The organism is Acinetobacter sp. 'aerobic (ED)' (genome assembly GCF_904886855.1).
Lineage (GTDB): Bacteria > Pseudomonadota > Gammaproteobacteria > Pseudomonadales > Moraxellaceae > Acinetobacter > Acinetobacter courvalinii.
Genome location: NZ_CAJHGI010000013.1, coordinates 1 through 18,987 on the forward strand (window position 1 = coordinate 1; position 18,987 = coordinate 18,987).

The following is an 18,987-nucleotide window of genomic DNA, read 5'->3' on the forward strand; positions in this document are numbered from 1 at the left end:
ACGCTGTCGACGTTCAGGTCTTTGGCCAGTTCAATCGCCACTTTACCGTCTTGAACTTTGGTGCTGATATTTGAATCAGCGCCAACCACATCAACCGCTTCGCCCAGTTTCTTCTGAACAGTGGTGCCGTCTTGTGCAGTCAGGCCAAAGCCTTTATCGGTCAGGTCTTGGCTGGCTTGGTTAAGTTGATCTACGTTAACTGCATCAGTTCCTGCAACACCCGGTCCTACATTGCTGATGGTCGTGCCCGCAGCATCAATACCAGACTTGGTCACGCTTGGACCGCCAGTAATGGTCATACCGTCGTTGTTAATCACGGTATCGCCCGCAGTCACGCTATCCACTTTCAGGTCACGGTTCAGGCTGTACTTGATGTTGTTGCCTTCTTTCGCAACTTGCAGGTTTTCTTCGCCGTCTGCTGTGCCGATATCAACGGTATCGCCTGCTTTCACAGCACCACTGTTGGCACCGTTCGACTGCAAGTTCCAGCCTTTGTCCAACTCGCTGATTGCAGCACCGACATTGTTGACGTTATTGCCATTCACCGTATAGGTCGGGTTAGAAACAGCACCTGTACTTGGATCATAGCTTGAACCACCACCCAGTGCATCAGCGGTAGTTTGACCAAGCTGGTCCACACCATCCTGTACGCTTCTTAACTGGCTAACATTCACTGCATCAGTGTCTGCTGCACCTGCAGAGACATTCTGGATACGGCGTTCATTGCCTGCTGTACCGACTGAAACCACCGAACTTGGCGCTGCTGTACCAGTACGATAAGCATTACCAGTTGCCGTTGAAGTCTGGCTGCCAGAACCTAATGCCACATCATCCGCATTGGTCGCCACGGCATTGGAACCCAGTGCCACGCCATTGCTTGCCTGCGCTTTGGCGGTATCACCCAAAGCAACCGCACCAGCTGCTGCAGCGGTTGAAGTATTACCCAATGCAACTGAACCTTGACCGATCGCCTTGTTTTCATTACCGATTGCCACCGCGCCATTGGCCGCCGTATTGCCAGCATCATCACCTGCTGCCGTATTGTTTCGACCCAAGGCTACAGTACCATTACCATTGGCGGTGTTCGGGTCACCCAGCGCAACTGCACCATCACCTGTGGCTTTCTGGTCGCGACCAATCGCAACTGCACCACCTGTGCTTGAAGCTGAATTGGCTGTGGTTGTACCCGAACCCATAGCAACGTTTTGTCCTGTTGCACCAGTGGTAACGCCATTACCCACTGCAATATTATTGCTGCCGCCAGATGCAGTCGCCGCATTCAGGCCCATGGCGATATCATTATTGCCTTGAGCTTTGGCTTTATCACCTACTGCGACGCTAGAGGTGCCATTGGCATTGGCTTCATTACCATAAGCTGAAGCATTTGCACCCGCCGCTTTGGCCTGACGACCGACTGCTGTGGTCTGGTTACCTGTGGCTTTGGCACCTGTACCGACTGCAACCGAGTCCGCTCCATCGGCATTGGCAGCAGTGGCAGGATCATAGTTGACTGCAGTCGAAGTACTGCTACCGATGGCAATAGCACGTACTCCCTTCGAGGTGGCAGAATGGCCCATGGCAATCGCACCGGTTGCCCCAGCCGCTACGGTAGCCGTATTACCTGCTGCAAAACTATAACTGGCATCCGCCCAGGTTCCACGCCCCATGGCAATCGAAGTATTGCCTGCTGCACGGTTATTCACTCCGAGCGCGACATTGGAATTACCATTAGTAAGCTCATTCCCGATCCCCAGTGCCGTATTATAACCATCACCAGCGGTACGGTTACCCTGACCAATCGCAACATTCTGGAAGGTACCCGTTCCATCCGAAACATTCGAGTTACCATAAACAGTCGCACCACCCGGATTACTGATCTTGTTATTCCGGCCTACTGCAGTTGAAGCACTAGTTACAGACGCTGCCCCCGTAGGATAATTATTTGCACCTGTTCCACGACGGTTTACAAGTCCTTGTTGAATTGTTGGGTCTGTACCAGTAATGGAGCTACCACAACCAATCGCGACTCCTGCATTACCATTGACACTGGCCTCACCGGAACCGGTACCACATTGCGAAGCAGTCGGAGACAAAGCCATACTGCTGCCATTACTGTTTGAAACAGAACCGCCACCAGTATTGGTTGCAGCCAATGCGCCGGCACTCCACAGTACCGAACTGATGGTCAGTGCCAGTACCGTGGTAATAGGTTGATACTGTTTTTGTTGTTTTGAATCTGCTTGGACTAAAGTCGAAGCCTGCACGTCTGTATTTGCTGATACATTACGTTTTTTAGTAACACCACGTGCATTTTCTGAAACCACAGTCCATAAATTCAGACTTTTGTTCCAGACTAAACGATAGATTTTATTCATTGAATGTGCGCCTACACAAAAGGGTTTAACGCACGAAAAATAGACGGTAACTTGCAAAAACCTCTTAACAATTACTCTTTTTTTTTAACAATTGATGCGTATTTTTAGTAAAAAATGCCTACTATTCCTCAAAAGAATAATAAAAAACACTTTGGCGCACATTATTAAACATTTTGGGACTTTGACTTAAAAAATGATCAGGCACCCCCACGCTCCTGTATAAGTGTTATAGATCAATATTTTCTTTTTGCCATGAAAAAACAGCTATTTAACGTACATAATGACTATCTAAAAATACTGGTAGAAACTGCTGCCAAATTTAGTATTCCACAAAGTGAAATCATTAGAAGGTGTCAAATTCCCTTATCCTACCTCACCGATATGAACGCCAATGACCGTTTAAGTTTTGACTTATGGACTGACTATGTTGGCCGTATTCTAGAGCTATTACCCGATCGAGGTCTGGGCTATCAATTTGGTTTTAATTGTAAAATTACCACCCATGGCGCCTTGGGATTCGCATTACTAACCAACAGTACCATCGGTCAGGTGCTGAATGACTTACAGAGTTTTTATAGTATGCGGGTCCATAAAATGGACTTATCCATCTTCAATAAAAACAATAAAATTATTATTCGATTTAATCCCTTATATCAGTTACCCAGTCAATTAAATGAGTTCCAGAAAGACAGTATTAATAAATTTTTTATCGAAAGCGCGATTATTGATATTGTGACCAACCTGCAACTGATCACTAATTATAATCTGACCGGCATCAGTGTTGATATTGCTTGGGATGTTCCAAAATATCATCATTTTTATGAAAAACGTTTACCCGCCTTCAACTTCAACAAAGAATATAACCAGATCAGTTTTGATATTAAATCGCTAGATTTACCGCTGACCTTTAGTTCAACCGCTGCTTATACCATTGCCAAGGAGCTGATGAATAAGGAATATTTATTTTATCAGGACCAGGATAATAAAATCATTTTAAAAGTAAACCAGCAACTCAAGTTTATTCCAGGATCAGGCTTTCCGGGTTTAAGTGAAGTTGCGAGAAAGCTAAAGATCTCTGAACGGACCTTGAAAAGAGAGTTGGCCAGTGCCAACACCACTTTTTCAGCATTACTCCAATCAAAAAAGTTTGAAATTACCCGAAAACTGATCGACTCCAATCGTAATATTCAGGAAATATCCGATTTACTGGGTTATAGCCATATCAGTGCATTTTCAAGAGCATTTATTGGCTGGACCGGGAAAAATCCAAGTGATTATATACGGGAACAACGTGTTGCGATTAAACAGTATTATCTCAAGCAGAGCAAAATATAACTTGGGTTTTAAATAAATTTTATCAAAATAGATTAAACACTTTAAACCAAAATATTAAACATATGGTGTATTTTTAATTAAAAGTATTTCAATTCACAAAAAATCACCATACATTAATTAAACGACGTGGGTTTTCCTCAGTTGCACTTCCCCGTAGCAACTGAGGCTTTTTATTTATATTTAAACAATTTTTAAATAATCACTTTATCCTCAGTTATGTGTTTTCCGAGACCCTAACTGGGGTTTTTTAATTATAAAGCTTTATTTATAAATATTATTTTGATTTTTATTCTTTCATAAGAATAGCCAGACCATGACGAGAGCCATTTTCTCCTCTGTAAAATTGATCATTTTGGTAAATAAGTTAAGCAAATGAGTCACTGAGCTATACGCATTTTTCTTCTAATATGCCGCAACCCAATAGTGCAACACCTTAACGTTTTAGGTTCACAATGACTCAATTGCCAAAAGCGAAACGACCTCTCATCACGACTCAAGCGGTGCAACGCATTTTGAATAGCCGCAGGCGTCAGCAAGCCCAGCATATTCTGGCAAATGCTGTAGATCGTGTCTTCCGCGGCCAACAGTTGGCCCTGTCAGGCAAGACTCCTTTCGAGATTGTCTATCAGCGTGAAATTATCAGCCTGCGTCACTACAGTACTGACCGTAGCGTCATAAAACACCGGATTCCTTTAGTCATTGTGCCGCCACTTGCAGCCAATATGCTGATTTATGATTTATTCCCAACTCGTAGTCTAGTCCGTTATTTTCTGGCACAGGGCTTTGACGTTTATCTGATTGACTGGGGTACGCCTAGCTTGCGACAGGCTCGATATAATCTCGGCACCTATGTCAAAACCTTTATGCCCGACTTTATTGAAAAGATTCGCCAGCGTAGCGGTCAGCAGCAGCTTTCCCTGTATGGCTGGAGTTTAGGTGGTGCACTTTCCCTGTGTTATACCTCACTGTTTAAAGATAAAAATATTCAGAATATGGTAATTCTGGCTTCGCCGATTAATACCCATAAATCAGGCTATATGGGCAAGTTTTACCAGAAGCTAACTGCACCGGCGCAATGGATTCGCAGCAACACCAAATTCCGGATTTATCAAGTGCCAAGCCGGGTTTTCCATATCCACGGCTGGCAAAATACGCTGGGCTTTAAACTCACCGATCCGATTGGAAACTTTAAAAATTACTGGGAACTACTCAAAAACCTGAATGACCGCCAGTTTGTGATCAATCACGCGACTTCAAGTTCTTTTGTGGACAATATGCTGGCCTATCCGGGCGGTGTCATGCGCGATATTATTTTACGTTTCTGGATTGATAATGAACTTTCCACAGGAACGGTGAAATTCGGGGAACAAACGGCCAATCTAAAAGACATTGATTGTTCTGTGCTGGCGGTGGGTGGCAATACCGATATCATTGTCACTGCCGAGGCAGTACGCCCACTGATGGATTTGATTAGCAGTACCGATAAACAGTTTGAAATTGTTCCTGGTGGGCATATGGGACTGGTTTCAGGCAATCAGGCACCGCATTCCGTCTGGCCAGTGGTGACCCAGTGGTTAGCGCAACGTTCGGATTAAAAAAATTCTGCAAGATCCGGCTGTAAAGTTTTAACAAACCGAGCAGCCCATATCCATGATTCAGGCAAAATGTTGCTGGCGATGCAACACCAGACTTTCGACATTGACCGGTGTACCTAGCAGGTAGCCTTGTAACTGATGGCAGCCTAAGCTGGTCAGGATATCGGCCTGCTGTTGGGTCTCTACTCCTTCCGCAGTCACGATCAAACCCAGCTTTGCGGCCAGATGGATAATACTTTCTAAAATCGCTTCTTCTTTGGAATTAGGCTGCAGATCAATGAGAAAACCGCGGTCAATTTTAAGCTCATCCACCGGTAAATCTTTTAAATACAGAAAACTGGAATAGCCTGTCCCGAAATCATCAATCGCAATGCGGATGCCGAGTTTGCGCAAGCGTTCCAAGGTGCGGATACTAGAATCGATATGATGCATCGCGGTCGATTCGGTAATTTCAAGAATTAAATGATGCGGCTGGATCTGATACTGTTCTAACAGTTGTTCCAGCACGCTAAACAGCTTTTTATTTTCAAACTGCAGTGCAGACAGATTGACGGCTATCGGGTAGAAGGCACTGTTATTTTGTTCCCATTTCTGGATTTGCTGGCAGGCTTGTTCGAGCGCCCAATAGCCCATCGGAATAATCAAACCGGTTTTTTCTGCGCCATCGATAAACATTTGCGGTGTTAATAATCCCAGCGTTGGATGCTTCCAGCGAATCAGCGCTTCGACACCGCAGACTTCATAACTGGCGGTAAATTTGGGCTGGTAAAACAACACAAATTGCTGTTCATCGACCGCTTTATAAAGATCATTAATCAATTTGGACTGACTGCGCACATCCTGCTGATCGGACATGGAATGGAACATGGTATAAGTATTGCGGCCCTGCTCTTTCGAGATCAGCATCGCGACATCGGCATTGATCAAAATGTCCTGTACATTGGTGCCATGTTCTGGATACATGGCAATCCCGACACTGGCAGAGATATTGATATCTTTGGTCGCAATTAAATAGGTTTCCTGAATGTAGTGCAGAAGATTTTCTGCAAGCTGCATCGCTTCATTGATATCGGTATTTTCGGCAATGAGAACAAACTCATCGCCACCAATCCGGAACAGCTTATGGCGGCTATTGTCTAATTTATTATGGAGACGGTTTGCCATCTGGATCAGCAACTGGTCACCGATATGATGCCCAAAAGCATCATTCACAGACTTGAAACGGTCTAAGTCGATATAGAGAAATGCCGCTTTTTGGTCGTGCAAACGATGGTGGCTAAACACCACTTCAGCATAATCTGTGAGGAACAAACGGTTCGGTAATTTTGTCAGCGCATCATGTAGCGACTGGGTGGCCAGCTCTTTATTCATCTTTGTGAGCTGTTCATTGCGCTCTTCCAGACGCGCTTCTAGCACTGCGACCGCGAAACCAGCGACAAAAACCAGACTGGTAATAAAAATAATGGTAAACAGTAAAACACTTTGTTGAGTCTGATCCGAGGTCAGGACTTGCGCCAGGCTTTCATCAAAGTAGGTGGCTGCCATGCCAGTATAATGCATTCCGACAATACTGAATGCCATCAGGATAGCAACAGTTGCTTTAAGTAAGGTACGGTATTTTATTGCATTTTTATATTTGAAAATAAAAAAGAAACTTAAGCCCGAACCACTAATCGCAATCAGCACCGAGCAGATCACCAACAGAGGGTCATAATGCATCCGGTGGTGTTCAACCATTAATGCCAGCATGCCGGTGTAATGCATGCCCGATATGCCGAGACCCATAAAAACAGCACCAAGTACGAGACGAGGTAAAGGCAAGGTTGGCCTAGAAGTGAGCCATACCGCAAAAATGGAAGCCACAGCACCGACCAGATAGGACAGTATGGTTAAACTCACATCAAAACGATACCCTTCTGGCAAATGGCTAGCCAGCATTCCCACAAAGTGCATTGACCATATCGCTAATCCTAAGATTAAGCCACTCGCCACTAAAATGCTTTTTTCAAATTTTTTATAAGCAACTTTAAAAACGAGTTCTTCCATTGAAACTGCCGCATAGCATGTCGCTATTGCAACCAAAATGGAAACGATGACCAATGTGCTATCGTAATCAACGTGAACCATAAAGGACTTCCATGATTATTCAGTACTTTTTTTTATTTGATGAGCAAAAATGCTCGAAATCCGAACGACCTTCTACACTCAAAAAAGCGATGAATTTGACATTCATAAACTTTCCTTAACAATAGCATCATCTGGCATAAGGTCAAGTCCTTTTCACTTTATAAATCAATAGAATAAAAGCAGGTGAACATTTCAAACCGATGAAAAGCCTTATTTTTTATTTCTACTTTTTAATTGAAAATTTAATTTATTTTTACTAACGCTTTTTGCAGGGCACTTTTTGGGTTTGGAACTGTTTTTAAATCGCCCAGATTCCGCAAAATCTTAAGGCATTATTGTGCTGGAGCATGGTTAAACTTTCTCATAAAAATGCTTAAATCTCAAACTGCATTCATCTGATTTTTACTTCGGATGCAACACCTGTCATTTACATCGCATAAAAAAAGCCCTTGTTTATAGAAGGGCTTTTTAAAGATTAAACTAAAACTTAGTTTTTCTCTTTATCTACAATCTTATTCGCTTGAATCCAAGGTACGAAAAAAGATGAAAGTACTGCTTTCATCTTTTTGAGGCACGTAAAGATAGACATAAAAAACCCACTCAAATAGAGTGGGTCTTCGCATTCAAATCAATTGATTCGAGAAATTAGTTCTTCTCTTTATCAACAATCTTGTTTGCTTGAATCCAAGGCATCATCGCACGTAACTTGTTACCTGTTACTTCGATACCATGTGCTGCGTTTTGACGACGGCGAGCAGTCATAGATGGATAGTTCAACGCACCTTCCTGAATGAACATCTTCGCATATTCACCAGACTGAATGCGTTTCAATGCATTACGCATTGCTTCACGAGACTGTTCGTTGATCACTTCAGTACCAGTCACATATTCACCATATTCTGCATTGTTCGATACAGAATAGTTCATGTCTGCGATACCGCCTTCGAACATCAAGTCAACGATCAACTTAAGTTCGTGCAAGCATTCGAAGTAAGCCATTTCTGGTGCATAACCAGCTTCAACCAAAGTTTCGAAGCCCATTTTAACCAGTTCAACAGCACCACCACAAAGAACAGCTTGCTCACCGAACAAGTCAGTTTCAGTTTCTTCACGGAAAGAAGTTTCGATAATACCGGTACGACCACCACCTACGCCTGAAGCATAAGAAAGTGCAACGTTACGTGCATTACCAGAAGCATCTTGATGGATTGCGATCAAGTCAGGAACACCTGAACCACGTTGGTATTCTGAACGTACTGTATGACCCGGTGCTTTTGGTGCAACCATGATCACGTCTAAGTCTTTACGTGGAACAACTTGGTTATAAAGAATAGAGAAACCGTGCGCAAACGCTAAAGTTGCACCTTCTTTAATATTTGGTTCAATCACGTCACGATAAAGTTGAGATTGGAACTCATCTGGAGTCAGGATCATGACCAAGTCAGCTTGCGCTACAGCAGCTGGAACTTCAGATACTTTAAGACCAGAATTTTCAGCTTTTTTCCAAGATGCTGAACCGGCACGTAAACCAACAGTTACGTCTACGCCAGAGTCTTTCAAGTTAAGTGCATGTGCATGACCTTGAGAACCATAACCAATGATTGCAACTTTCTTGCCTTGGATGATAGATAAGTCACAGTCTTTATCGTAAAAAATTTGCATCTGTTTACTCCGCTAAAATTGTTGTCATTTCCCTTGTTCTGCAAGGACAGATCTTTTGTTGGCTCCCCCAGATCACCTTTTCAGGTGTTACACCCACTTTTAAAGTGGAATTGGGGGAGATTTTTAAATTGTTAAAACTTTTTCGCCACGTGCGATACCAGATACACCTGAACGCACCACTTCAAGGATGGTGTTTTCTGCCAGGGCATCAATAAAACCATCAATCTTGTCCGTTGTACCTGCGATCTGAATGGTATAGGTCGTCGGTGTAACATCCACGATTTGCGCACGGAAGATGTCAGCTGTACGTTTAATTTCCGCACGCGCAGCACCCAATGCCTTAACCTTGATCAGCATCAATTCACGTTCAATATGTGAACCTTCAGACAGATCGACCACTTTTACCACTTCAACCAGTTTGTTGAGTTGTTTGGTGATCTGCTCGATCTTGTGATCATCACCATAGGTGGTTAAGGTCAAACGCGATAAGGTTTCATCTTCGGTTGGCGCAACATTCAGTGTCTCAATGTTGTAATTACGTTGAGAAAACAAACCCACCAAACGAGAAAGCGCACCCGCCTCGTTTTCAACGAGTACAGAAATAATATGTCTCATTATGTACGCTCCCCTTTACCTAACCACATATCCTTCATGGACTGACCAGCAACCAGCATCGGGTAGACATGTTCAGTACGGTCAACCATGACATTAATGAATACACATTTATCATTAATCGCCATCGCTTCAGCTAATTTAGATTCCAGCTCATCTGCGTGGTTAATCTGAATGCCAACGTGACCATAAGCTTCCATCAACTTGGCAAAGTCAGGTAATGAATCTACATAAGAACTTGAATGACGTCCTTCATAGTTCATGTCCTGCCACTGTTTCACCATACCCAGTGCCTGGTTATTCAAGCACAGGATTTTTACATTCAGGCCATATTGCTTACAGGTCGATAATTCCTGGATACACATCTGGATTGATGCTTCACCAGTAATACATACTACCTGCTGGTCAGGGAATGCTAGCTTTGCAGCCATCGCATACGGCAAGCCAACACCCATGGTGCCCAAGCCGCCCGAGTTGATCCACTGGCGTGGACGTTTGTATTTGTAGTAGTTGGCACCGAACATTTGATGCTGGCCAACGTCAGAAGTAATAATCGCTTCACTATTGGTCACGCGATCCAGTGCTTCAACCACCTGTTGTGGCTTCATGACACCGTTCTGGCCTGCTTCATAACGCAAGCCATGAACTTTGCGCCATTCATTAATCTGAGACCACCATTCTGCAATTGCTTCAGGATTTGGCTTTGAAACATTCATCTGTTTCAACTGCGCGAGCATTTCCTGAAGTACCGGCTCTACTGCACCCACGATCGGGATGTGCGCCATAATGGTCTTGGAAATGGTGGCAGGGTCTACATCAATATGAATCACTTTCGCATTGGTACAGAATTTTGCAGGATTATTGGTTACACGGTCATCGAAACGTGCACCAATGGCCAGAATTACATCGGCATTATGCATCGCCATATTGGCTTCATAGGTACCATGCATGCCCAACATGCCCACGAACTGTGGATCATTGCCCGGGAAAGCACCAAGGCCCATCAGGGTGTTGGTCACTGGATAGCCAAGCAAATGTGCCAGCTCAGTCAATAAGCCAGACGCATTGCCCTGAACAACACCACCACCGGTATAAATGATCGGGCGTTTTGCAGAAATCAGTTCATCAATCGCTTTACGGATTTGACCTGAATGACCACGTGAAGGCGGCTGATATGAACGCATCTTCACTTTTTCAGGATATTCGTAGGCAAATTTTTCTGCCGGATTGGTGGCATCCTTTGGAATATCAACCACAACCGGACCCGGACGGCCAGAGGCAGCAATATAGAATGCTTTCTTGATAATGGCAGGAATTTCGCTAGCGTGACGCACCTGGAAACTGTGTTTTACGATTGGGCGAGAAATACCGACCATATCCGTTTCCTGGAACGCATCCTCTCCAATCAGATGGCTGGCAACCTGACCAGACAGAATCACCATCGGGATCGAGTCCATGTAGGCTGTTGCAATTGGAGTGACGGTATTGGTCGCGCCTGGTCCTGAAGTGACCAGTACTACACCAGTTTTACCCGTGACGCGTGAGTAGGCATCTGCCATATGACCAGCAGCTTGCTCATGACGAACGAGGTAATGGTTAATTTTGTCTTGTTGAAATAGCGCATCGTAAATATGTAATACAGCGCCGCCTGGATACCCAAAAACATGCTCTACGCCTTCGTCCGCGAGGGCACGAACGAGCATTTCACCACCAGATAAAAGTTCCAACGTGATTCACCCTAGTGTTAGCACAATTTATGGGAGACATAAATTGTGTGTTATTCATTAACTTTTGCACTTCTTATAAGTGTGCGTATTCTACTCGTTTTTGCTGTAATAGGAAAAATTTTCTGAGACTCATCAGCCGTATAAACTTGATGACATCTCGAATCAAAATATGCTGGGATAAGCACATTTCAAAAAATCATTCTCTCGGCTAGAAAGAATGTCCATTACAAGCCATGACATTTATTCGAAGGGTGATCAAATAAGCGCATATAAAACTTAAGAAAGCATTCTTGTTTCTTTCATAAGCAAAGTCAAGAACAAAGAAAAGGTTTTTAACGAATATTTTTTAGCTGTTGTTTTTTTAAACACATTTCACGGAATAATTTGGTCTTTTTAAACATCCTTTTGTCAAAAAACTGTTTTCTTTTTAAGGAAAAATAGGCATTGTAAACACCTCAATTCAGCATTTTGATCGAATATAAACAACATTCTCTTGGGGAGATCAAATATGACATCATCTTATTTAAAATCAAGCTTATATACACTAGTAACAACAATCCTATTACTGTGTTCCAGCCACAATCAGGCACAGCAATATTATAAGTGGATGGATGCCAAGGGCTCGACCCATTACACCACCACGCCACCCCCGAAAGGTGCCAAACGACTGGATAAAGTTTCGACTTATGGCAGCAGTCATTCGGTGAAACAGAATCCATCTCAGCAGGATAATGCAACGACTAACCCGAATACTGCACCTCAAGTACCTCAAGTTGAACCCGAAGTACCTGCCAATACCGCCAAACCACAAACGCCACCGGCAAACGCCCCGCAATCTGCCTATTAAACGGCGTGGCGATCTGCAAGCTGGCCTGCAGCTGGCGACGCTTGCAGATAAAATCCCGATCTAAAAACTGACATTTCCTGCAATTTTGCGCTATGCTGTGCAGCAATCTTAACTTTACTTTTTTGTTGTATCGCATATCCCTATGACGACTTCTCACATTGACTCCGAATATCAAGCAAGTGCCATTGAGCCCCAAGTTCAACAAGACTGGGACAATCGCAAAGTTTTTAAAGTTGCAGACACTGTAGAGGGCAAGCATCGCTATATCCTGTCGATGTTCCCTTACCCAAGTGGCAAGCTGCACATGGGGCATGTGCGTAACTACACCATTGGTGACGTGATCAGCCGTTTTTATCGTTTAAAAGGCGAGACTGTCCTGCAGCCAATGGGTTGGGATGCATTCGGTTTGCCTGCTGAAAATGCAGCGATTGCACATCAGGTTGCGCCGGCCAAATGGACCTTTGAAAACATCGCTTATATGCGTGACCAATTGAAAAAATTGGGCTTGTCTGTCGATTGGGATCGCGAATTTGCAACCTGTACCCCAGAGTATTATCACTGGGAACAATGGTTATTCGTACAGCTTTATAAAAAAGGCTTGATCTATCGTAAGCTTTCAACCGTGAACTGGGATCCGGTCGACCAGACTGTTCTTGCCAATGAGCAAGTTGAAAATGGTCGTGGCTGGCGTTCAGGTGCATTGGTGGAAAAACGCGATATTCCAATGTACTACTTCCGCATTACCGACTATGCACAAGAATTATTAGACGATCTCGATACCTTGCAAGACGGCTGGCCGCAACAGGTCTTGACCATGCAACGTAACTGGATTGGCCGTTCGACGGGGATGGAAATCACCTTCCCGTCTGCCAATACTGAAATCTATGCTGACGGCTTAACGGTTTATACCACACGTGCTGACACACTTATGGGTGTGACCTATGTTGCGGTTGCAGCAGAACACCCGCTTGCGCTGAAAGCTGCTGCCCTCCAATCAGAAGCAGGCAACCCTGAATTGGCTGCATTTATTGAAGAATGCCGCATGGGTTCAGTCGCAGAAGCGGATTTAGCCACTGCTGAAAAGAAAGGCATGGCCACAGGTTTGTTTGTAAAACACCCTGTAACCGGTGAACAGCTTCCGGTCTGGATTGCCAACTATGTGTTGATGTCTTATGGTTCTGGCGCAGTCATGGCGGTGCCTGCCCATGACGAACGTGACTTTGAATTTGCCAATAAATTCAACTTGCCAATCAAGCAAGTGATTGATGCCAAAGGTGCTGACGATGCAGATTATTCTGCAACTGAATGGCAAGAATGGTATGGCTCGAAAGAAGGCAAACTGGTTAATTCTGGCGAGTTTGACGGTTTAACATTCCAGGCGGCTTTCGATGCCTTCCTTGCAAAATTAGAACCACAAGTTTTGGCAAATTCGAAGGTTCAATTCCGTCTACGTGACTGGGGTGTTTCTCGTCAACGTTACTGGGGTTGTCCGATCCCGATGATCAACTGTAACAGTTGTGGTCAGGTACCAGTTCCAGAAGATCAATTACCAGTAGTCTTACCGACAGATGTGGTTCCAGATGGTTCTGGTAACCCATTGAATAAAATGCCTGAGTTCTATGAAACCAAATGTCCAAGCTGTGGCGGCGATGCACGTCGCGAGACAGATACCCTGGATACTTTCGTAGAATCATCTTGGTACTATGCACGCTATGCTTCTCCAGACTTTACCGGTGGTATGGTAAAACCTGAAGCTGCCCAAAACTGGCTGCCTGTGAACCAATATATCGGTGGTGTAGAGCACGCCATTCTGCACTTATTGTATGCACGTTTCTTCCATAAATTGATGCGTGATGAAGGCGTAGTACAAGGTAACGAACCATTTACCAACTTGTTAACACAAGGCATGGTGCTGGCAGATACCTTCTATCGTGAAGCGGAGAATGGCAAGAAAACCTGGTTTAACCCTGCCGATATCGAGTTAGAACGCGATGAGAAAGGTCGTATCCTGTCTGCAAAATATTCAGGTGATGGTCAGGAAGTTGTCATCGGCGGACAAGAAAAAATGTCCAAGTCGAAAAACAATGGTATTGATCCACAAGCGATTATTGATCAATACGGCGCGGATACTGCACGTGTGTTCATGATGTTCGCAGCACCACCAGATCAGTCATTGGAATGGTCAGATGCGGGTGTAGAAGGCGCAAACCGTTTCTTGAAACGTGTCTGGCGTTTAGCAGCAGGTTTCCTTGAAAAAGGCAATCAGGCGACTACGATTGATACTGCAAACCTTTCTAAAGATGCACAGGATTTACGTCGTAAAACCCATGAAACCATCCAGAAAGTGGGTGATGACATCGAACGTCGTCATGCCTTCAATACCGCAATTGCTGCCTTGATGGAATTACTCAATGCCAGCAACAAGTTTGAAGCGAAAGATGATAATGACGCCGCTGTCGCACGTGAAGCGATTACCACGCTCCTCACCTTACTTGCACCGTTTGCACCACACTTAAGTCAAACCTTATTGACCCAGTTTGGTCTGGAACTGACTACGGTTGAATTCCCGCAAGTGGATGAGTCGGCATTAACCCGTAATACACAAACGATTGTTGTACAAGTGAATGGTAAACTTCGTGGTAAGTTAGACGTCGCAGTTGATATGTCTAAAGATGACTTATTGGCGCTGGCAAAAGCTTTACCAGAAGTGCAACAATTCTTGACCGGTCCGACCAAGAAAGAAATTGTGGTACCAAATAAACTCGTTAATTTAGTGGTTTAAACGCCCTTTTAACCTCTCTTTGTAAAAAAGAGAGGTTCCCTCAATTGAAAAGAGGGCTGAGGGAAGATGAATAAATAGAGGAATCAATATGCACTTAGCGCAACGTGCAGCTGCTATCGTTCTCACTTTAGGCCTAAGTGCAGGCTTAGTCGGCTGTGGCTTTCATTTAAAAGGAAGTAACCCAACAGCAGCGCCGCTGGTCTATAACAAGCTGTCTTTAGCCTTGCCTGCCAATACCGGTGAACTTGAAAACCGACTCAGTATTTACCTCAGTGCAACCGGCGTACAACTCAGCAATGCCAATGATGCCTATGTGCTGCGCATTCTGGATTACACTCCTCGCCGTCAGCTCCTCAACGGTAAACTCACCGAAGTATTACTGCGTTTGACCGTGACCTTCCAGATTGAAGATCGTCAAGGCCGTAAAATTACCGAACCGCGTACGCTCACCGCGTCTCGTACTTACCAGTACGATGTGGCAACGGTAAACACCGATAACCAGCAAGAAGCGTATCTGAACCGTATTGTGATCGATGATGTAGCACAGCAGATCACACGTCAAATTGCGGCCAACCGTTTACCTAAAGCCCAGCCATAATCACGCCTTATGAAACTGGATTATGTTCAAGCCTTAAAACGTGTCAATGAAGCTCGCGGTGCATGGATCATGCACGGACAAGAACCGCTGCTTGAACAAAACCTGCTGGATGCATTTCGTAAAAGCTGGCAACAACAAGAAGTTGAACGCCAGCGCTACGACATCAGTAGTGTCAATGACTGGAAAAATGTCTTTAATGCACTGAATAGCCTGTCCCTGTTCTCTCAACAACTGGCGATTGAAGTGCATGGCAATATCAAACCGGATGCCAATGGCTTAAAACAGCTTAAAAGCTATATTCAACATAATGAACACAACCTGCTGTTGATCGTTCTGCCCAAACAGGACAGTAGCAGTTTAAAGTCAGCCTTTTTTCAGGTGGTTGAAGCCAATGGTGTGGTGGTACCGCTTACCGCAACCTATCCGCAAGATCGACAGCGTATCCTCGCCATCGAAGCAGAAAAGCTCAATATCCAGCTCAATAATGATGCCTGGCAATGGCTGATGCAGCATCATGAACATAACTTGCTGGCTGCCAAAAACAGCTTGATGCGAGTTGCAGATACGTTCCCCGACATTCAACAGATTCAGATTGAACAGCTGTATGCCTGCTTGCAGGATCAATCGCGTTATACCACTTATGATTTAAGTGATGCGCTACTTGCAGGCAATCTGGCTCAATCCGTGAAGATTTATCAGTACCTGATTGGTGCGGGTGAACCGGACAGCCTGATTTTGTGGACGCTGAGCAAGGAAATGCGTTTATTGATGCAGCTGTTCGAGCAACCACACAATGCGATTCAGCTCGGCATCTGGAAAACCAAGGTATCGCAATATCAACAGGCTTTACGTCGCCTGAATCCGAGACAGTTTTTAAACTGGCCTGATTTATTATTACGGATTGACGCATCGATTAAAGGCATGTCAAAAGAGAATGCCGAACACCTGATGCTACAGGCCTTGAGTGAACTCTGTGGAACAACGTTATTTGCCCAACCCGTTTAAAACCAGGTAATCCATCTCATCATCATAACAACAGGCATTCACATGTCTTTTCAACTCGATCCCCGTCAAACTGAACATATAAAAAATCTGTTTAAATCAGCGGATAGCCTGATCATTAGTGCAGGTGCAGGCATGGGTGTCGATTCTGGTCTGCCCGACTTTCGTGGTAATCAGGGCATGTGGCAAGCTTATCCTGAACTCGGTAAGCAGCGTCTCGATTTTACGGAAATTGCCAATCCAGCCGCGTTTCAACAGCAGCCCCGTCTGGCTTGGGGATTTTATGGACATCGCCTGGCTCTGTATCGGCAAACCCTCCCCCATCAAGGCTTTCATCTCCTTAGACAATTGGCTGAACAGTTGCAACTGCCCTATTTTGTATTTACGTCCAATGTAGACGGACAATTTCAAAAAGCAGGCTTTGATCCGCAATACATTTATGAATGTCATGGTTCTATTCACCATCTGCAATGCCTTACAGCCTGTGTATCCGATATCTGGCCAGCAGATGAATTAACCCCAGCAATTAATCATCAGCATTGCCAATGGCAGGGACAACTGCCACGCTGCCCGCACTGCGGCCATCTTGCTCGTCCAAATATCCTGATGTTTAATGATGATACGTGGCTGAGCCAGTGTCAAAAACAACAGCTGCATCGTCTCACGACTTTTTTAGAAGATCATCATCAACCTGTTGTGATCGAATTGGGCGCAGGTACGGCGATACCAACCGTGCGTTATTTTAGCGAGCGTTTTGCTCCCCACCTGATTCGAATTAATCCCAGAGAATTTGCATTACCCTCAACAGGTGGCGTTGCCCTGCCCATCAATGCTGAAGCAGGTGTGCGCAGTATTTATCAGATTTTTATAGAATAACTCAGCAGAAAAAAAGAAAATAATTCTCATTCCAGATTAAAAATATTCACGCTTTATCCTTATTTCACTTTTATACTAGCTGCAGTTTCTTACTTTTGACCTGTTGCCATGCCAAAAACAACCACTAAAAAAATCCAGCCTCGTAAACTCATCCTGATTGCACTCGCTGTGCTGATCATCGCTGCACTCGGATGGATGTTCTTTAAGCCTAAAGCTCAAGCACCACAATATATCAGTGCCGAAGTTTCTCGCGGAGATATTGAAGACTCGGTATTGGCAACGGGGGTACTCGAAGCCACCAAAATGGTGAGCGTGGGTGCACAGGTATCAGGTCAGGTGAAAAAGATGTATGTCCAGTTGGGTGACCAGGTTAAACAAGGTCAGCTGATTGCTCAAATTGATTCAATTCGTCAGGAAAACGAAAAGAAAACAGCCGAAGCCAACATCAAAAACCAACAGGCGCAATTGGCGGTACAACAGGCCAATCTGGCCAAAGTCGAAGCCGAATATAAGCGTCAACAGGCCATGTACAGTCAAGACGCAACCTCTCGTGCTGAACTGGAAGCGGCTTTGGCAAACTTTAAAACGGCTCAAGCTCAAATTGCATCGATCAATGCACAGATTGAACAGTCTCGCTTAACCCTCGCAACCGCCAAAGAAGATTTAGGCTATACCCGTATTGTGGCGCCAATGGACGGGACCATTGTGGCGATCGTGACTGAAGAAGGTCAGACCGTAAACGCCAATCAAACGGCGCCAACCATTGTGAAGCTGGCAAAGCTCGATACCATGACCATTAAGGCACAGATTTCTGAGGCCGATGTCATGAAAGTTGAAAAAGGCCAAACCGTTTATTTCACCACTTTAGGTAACAGCGACAAGAAACATTACGCGAAATTGCGTCAGGTTGAACCAGCGCCAAACTCGATCAATACCGAAACCACCAGCAGTAACAGTTCATCAACTTCGAATGCAGCGGTGTATTACAACGCATTATTTGATGTACCGAATGAAGATGGCAAACTTCGTATTGATATGACGGCTCAGGTTTACATCGTGCTTGCTGATGCCAAAAATGCCTTAACCATTCCAGCCGCAGCGATCCAGACTCAACGTGGTAATCGTAGTGCCAAGGGTGGTCAAGGTAATCGATCATCAGAACAGTCGAAAAAAACCGATGGGGATAAAGCACAACGTCCAAAACGCCTAGAGCTGAGTGAAGAAGAAAAAGCACTCGTTGCACAAGGTAAAGCGTCTACTGGTATGGTTCGTGTGTTACAGGCCGATGGTACAGCTCAACCACAACCGGTGTTGATCGGTTTAAACAACCGTGTCACTGCACAAGTACTGAAAGGCTTGAAACAAGGCGATCAGGTAGTGATTGCCGATGCCTCTGACAGCTCAAATGAAGCGGCAAAACGTAGCAACCAACGTGCAATGAGAATGTAA

Annotated in this window: 13 protein-coding genes; 8 read left to right on the top strand and 5 right to left on the bottom strand. The window is 44.6% G+C overall.

The features are described 5' to 3' along the window. Positions 1–2,375, bottom strand: a 2,375-nt coding sequence (locus tag JO943_RS17925; protein WP_265102663.1) for an ESPR-type extended signal peptide-containing protein, incomplete at its 3' end; no start/stop codon positions are given. Positions 2,376–2,627: 252 nt separating this feature from the next. Between JO943_RS17925 and JO943_RS17930 the strand changes: the two genes are divergently transcribed. Continuing rightward, entirely contained in the window at positions 2,628–3,710 is a 1,083-nt protein-coding gene (locus tag JO943_RS17930) for an AraC family transcriptional regulator (protein ID WP_005228623.1), read from the top strand. Between the two features lie 452 nt (positions 3,711–4,162). Further along, positions 4,163–5,305 carry an alpha/beta fold hydrolase gene (locus JO943_RS17935; protein ID WP_202741446.1) on the top strand — a complete coding sequence of 381 codons (1,143 nt, stop codon included), beginning with the start codon at positions 4,163–4,165 and terminating at the stop codon, positions 5,303–5,305. Between the two features lie 60 nt (positions 5,306–5,365). On the opposite strand, the gene JO943_RS17940 is transcribed toward JO943_RS17935, so the two are convergent. The 4 genes from JO943_RS17940 to JO943_RS17955 form a co-directional block, all read right to left on the bottom strand. Beyond that, positions 5,366–7,432, bottom strand: coding sequence for a putative bifunctional diguanylate cyclase/phosphodiesterase (locus JO943_RS17940; RefSeq protein WP_005228621.1), 2,067 nt, complete (start codon positions 7,430–7,432; stop codon positions 5,366–5,368). 645 nt (positions 7,433–8,077) lie between these two features. Beyond that, the gene (ilvC, locus tag JO943_RS17945; protein WP_004659026.1) at positions 8,078–9,094 is read right to left on the bottom strand and encodes a ketol-acid reductoisomerase; all 1,017 of its coding nucleotides are present in this window, start codon (positions 9,092–9,094) and stop codon (positions 8,078–8,080) included. A gap of 123 nt (positions 9,095–9,217) precedes the next feature. Continuing rightward, a complete protein-coding gene (ilvN, locus tag JO943_RS17950; protein ID WP_004804329.1) occupies positions 9,218–9,709 on the bottom strand; it encodes an acetolactate synthase small subunit in 492 nt (163 codons plus the stop codon). Beyond that, entirely contained in the window at positions 9,709–11,433 is a 1,725-nt protein-coding gene (locus JO943_RS17955) for an acetolactate synthase 3 large subunit (RefSeq protein ID WP_202741447.1), read from the bottom strand. The genes ilvN and JO943_RS17955 overlap by 1 nt, the downstream gene beginning before the upstream one ends. Before the next feature lie 508 nt (positions 11,434–11,941). Between JO943_RS17955 and JO943_RS17960 the strand changes: the two genes are divergently transcribed. The 6 genes from JO943_RS17960 (at position 11,942) to JO943_RS17985 (ending at position 18,987) form a co-directional block, all read left to right on the top strand. After that, entirely contained in the window at positions 11,942–12,280 is a 339-nt protein-coding gene (locus JO943_RS17960; protein ID WP_202741448.1) for a DUF4124 domain-containing protein, read from the top strand. A gap of 142 nt (positions 12,281–12,422) precedes the next feature. After that, positions 12,423–15,062: a leucine--tRNA ligase gene (gene leuS, locus JO943_RS17965; RefSeq protein ID WP_202741449.1), complete on the top strand. Its 2,640-nt coding sequence runs from the start codon at positions 12,423–12,425 to the stop codon at positions 15,060–15,062. Positions 15,063–15,150: 88 nt separating this feature from the next. Further along, the gene (lptE, locus tag JO943_RS17970) at positions 15,151–15,660 is read left to right on the top strand and encodes an LPS assembly lipoprotein LptE (RefSeq protein ID WP_005228615.1); all 510 of its coding nucleotides are present in this window, start codon (positions 15,151–15,153) and stop codon (positions 15,658–15,660) included. Between the two features lie 9 nt (positions 15,661–15,669). Then, a complete protein-coding gene (gene holA, locus JO943_RS17975; protein WP_202741450.1) occupies positions 15,670–16,665 on the top strand; it encodes a DNA polymerase III subunit delta in 996 nt (331 codons plus the stop codon). Positions 16,666–16,707: 42 nt separating this feature from the next. Beyond that, positions 16,708–17,538: an SIR2 family NAD-dependent protein deacylase gene (locus JO943_RS17980; protein WP_202741451.1), complete on the top strand. Its 831-nt coding sequence runs from the start codon at positions 16,708–16,710 to the stop codon at positions 17,536–17,538. 108 nt (positions 17,539–17,646) lie between these two features. Continuing rightward, the gene (locus JO943_RS17985; RefSeq protein ID WP_032876364.1) at positions 17,647–18,987 is read left to right on the top strand and encodes a MacA family efflux pump subunit; all 1,341 of its coding nucleotides are present in this window, start codon (positions 17,647–17,649) and stop codon (positions 18,985–18,987) included.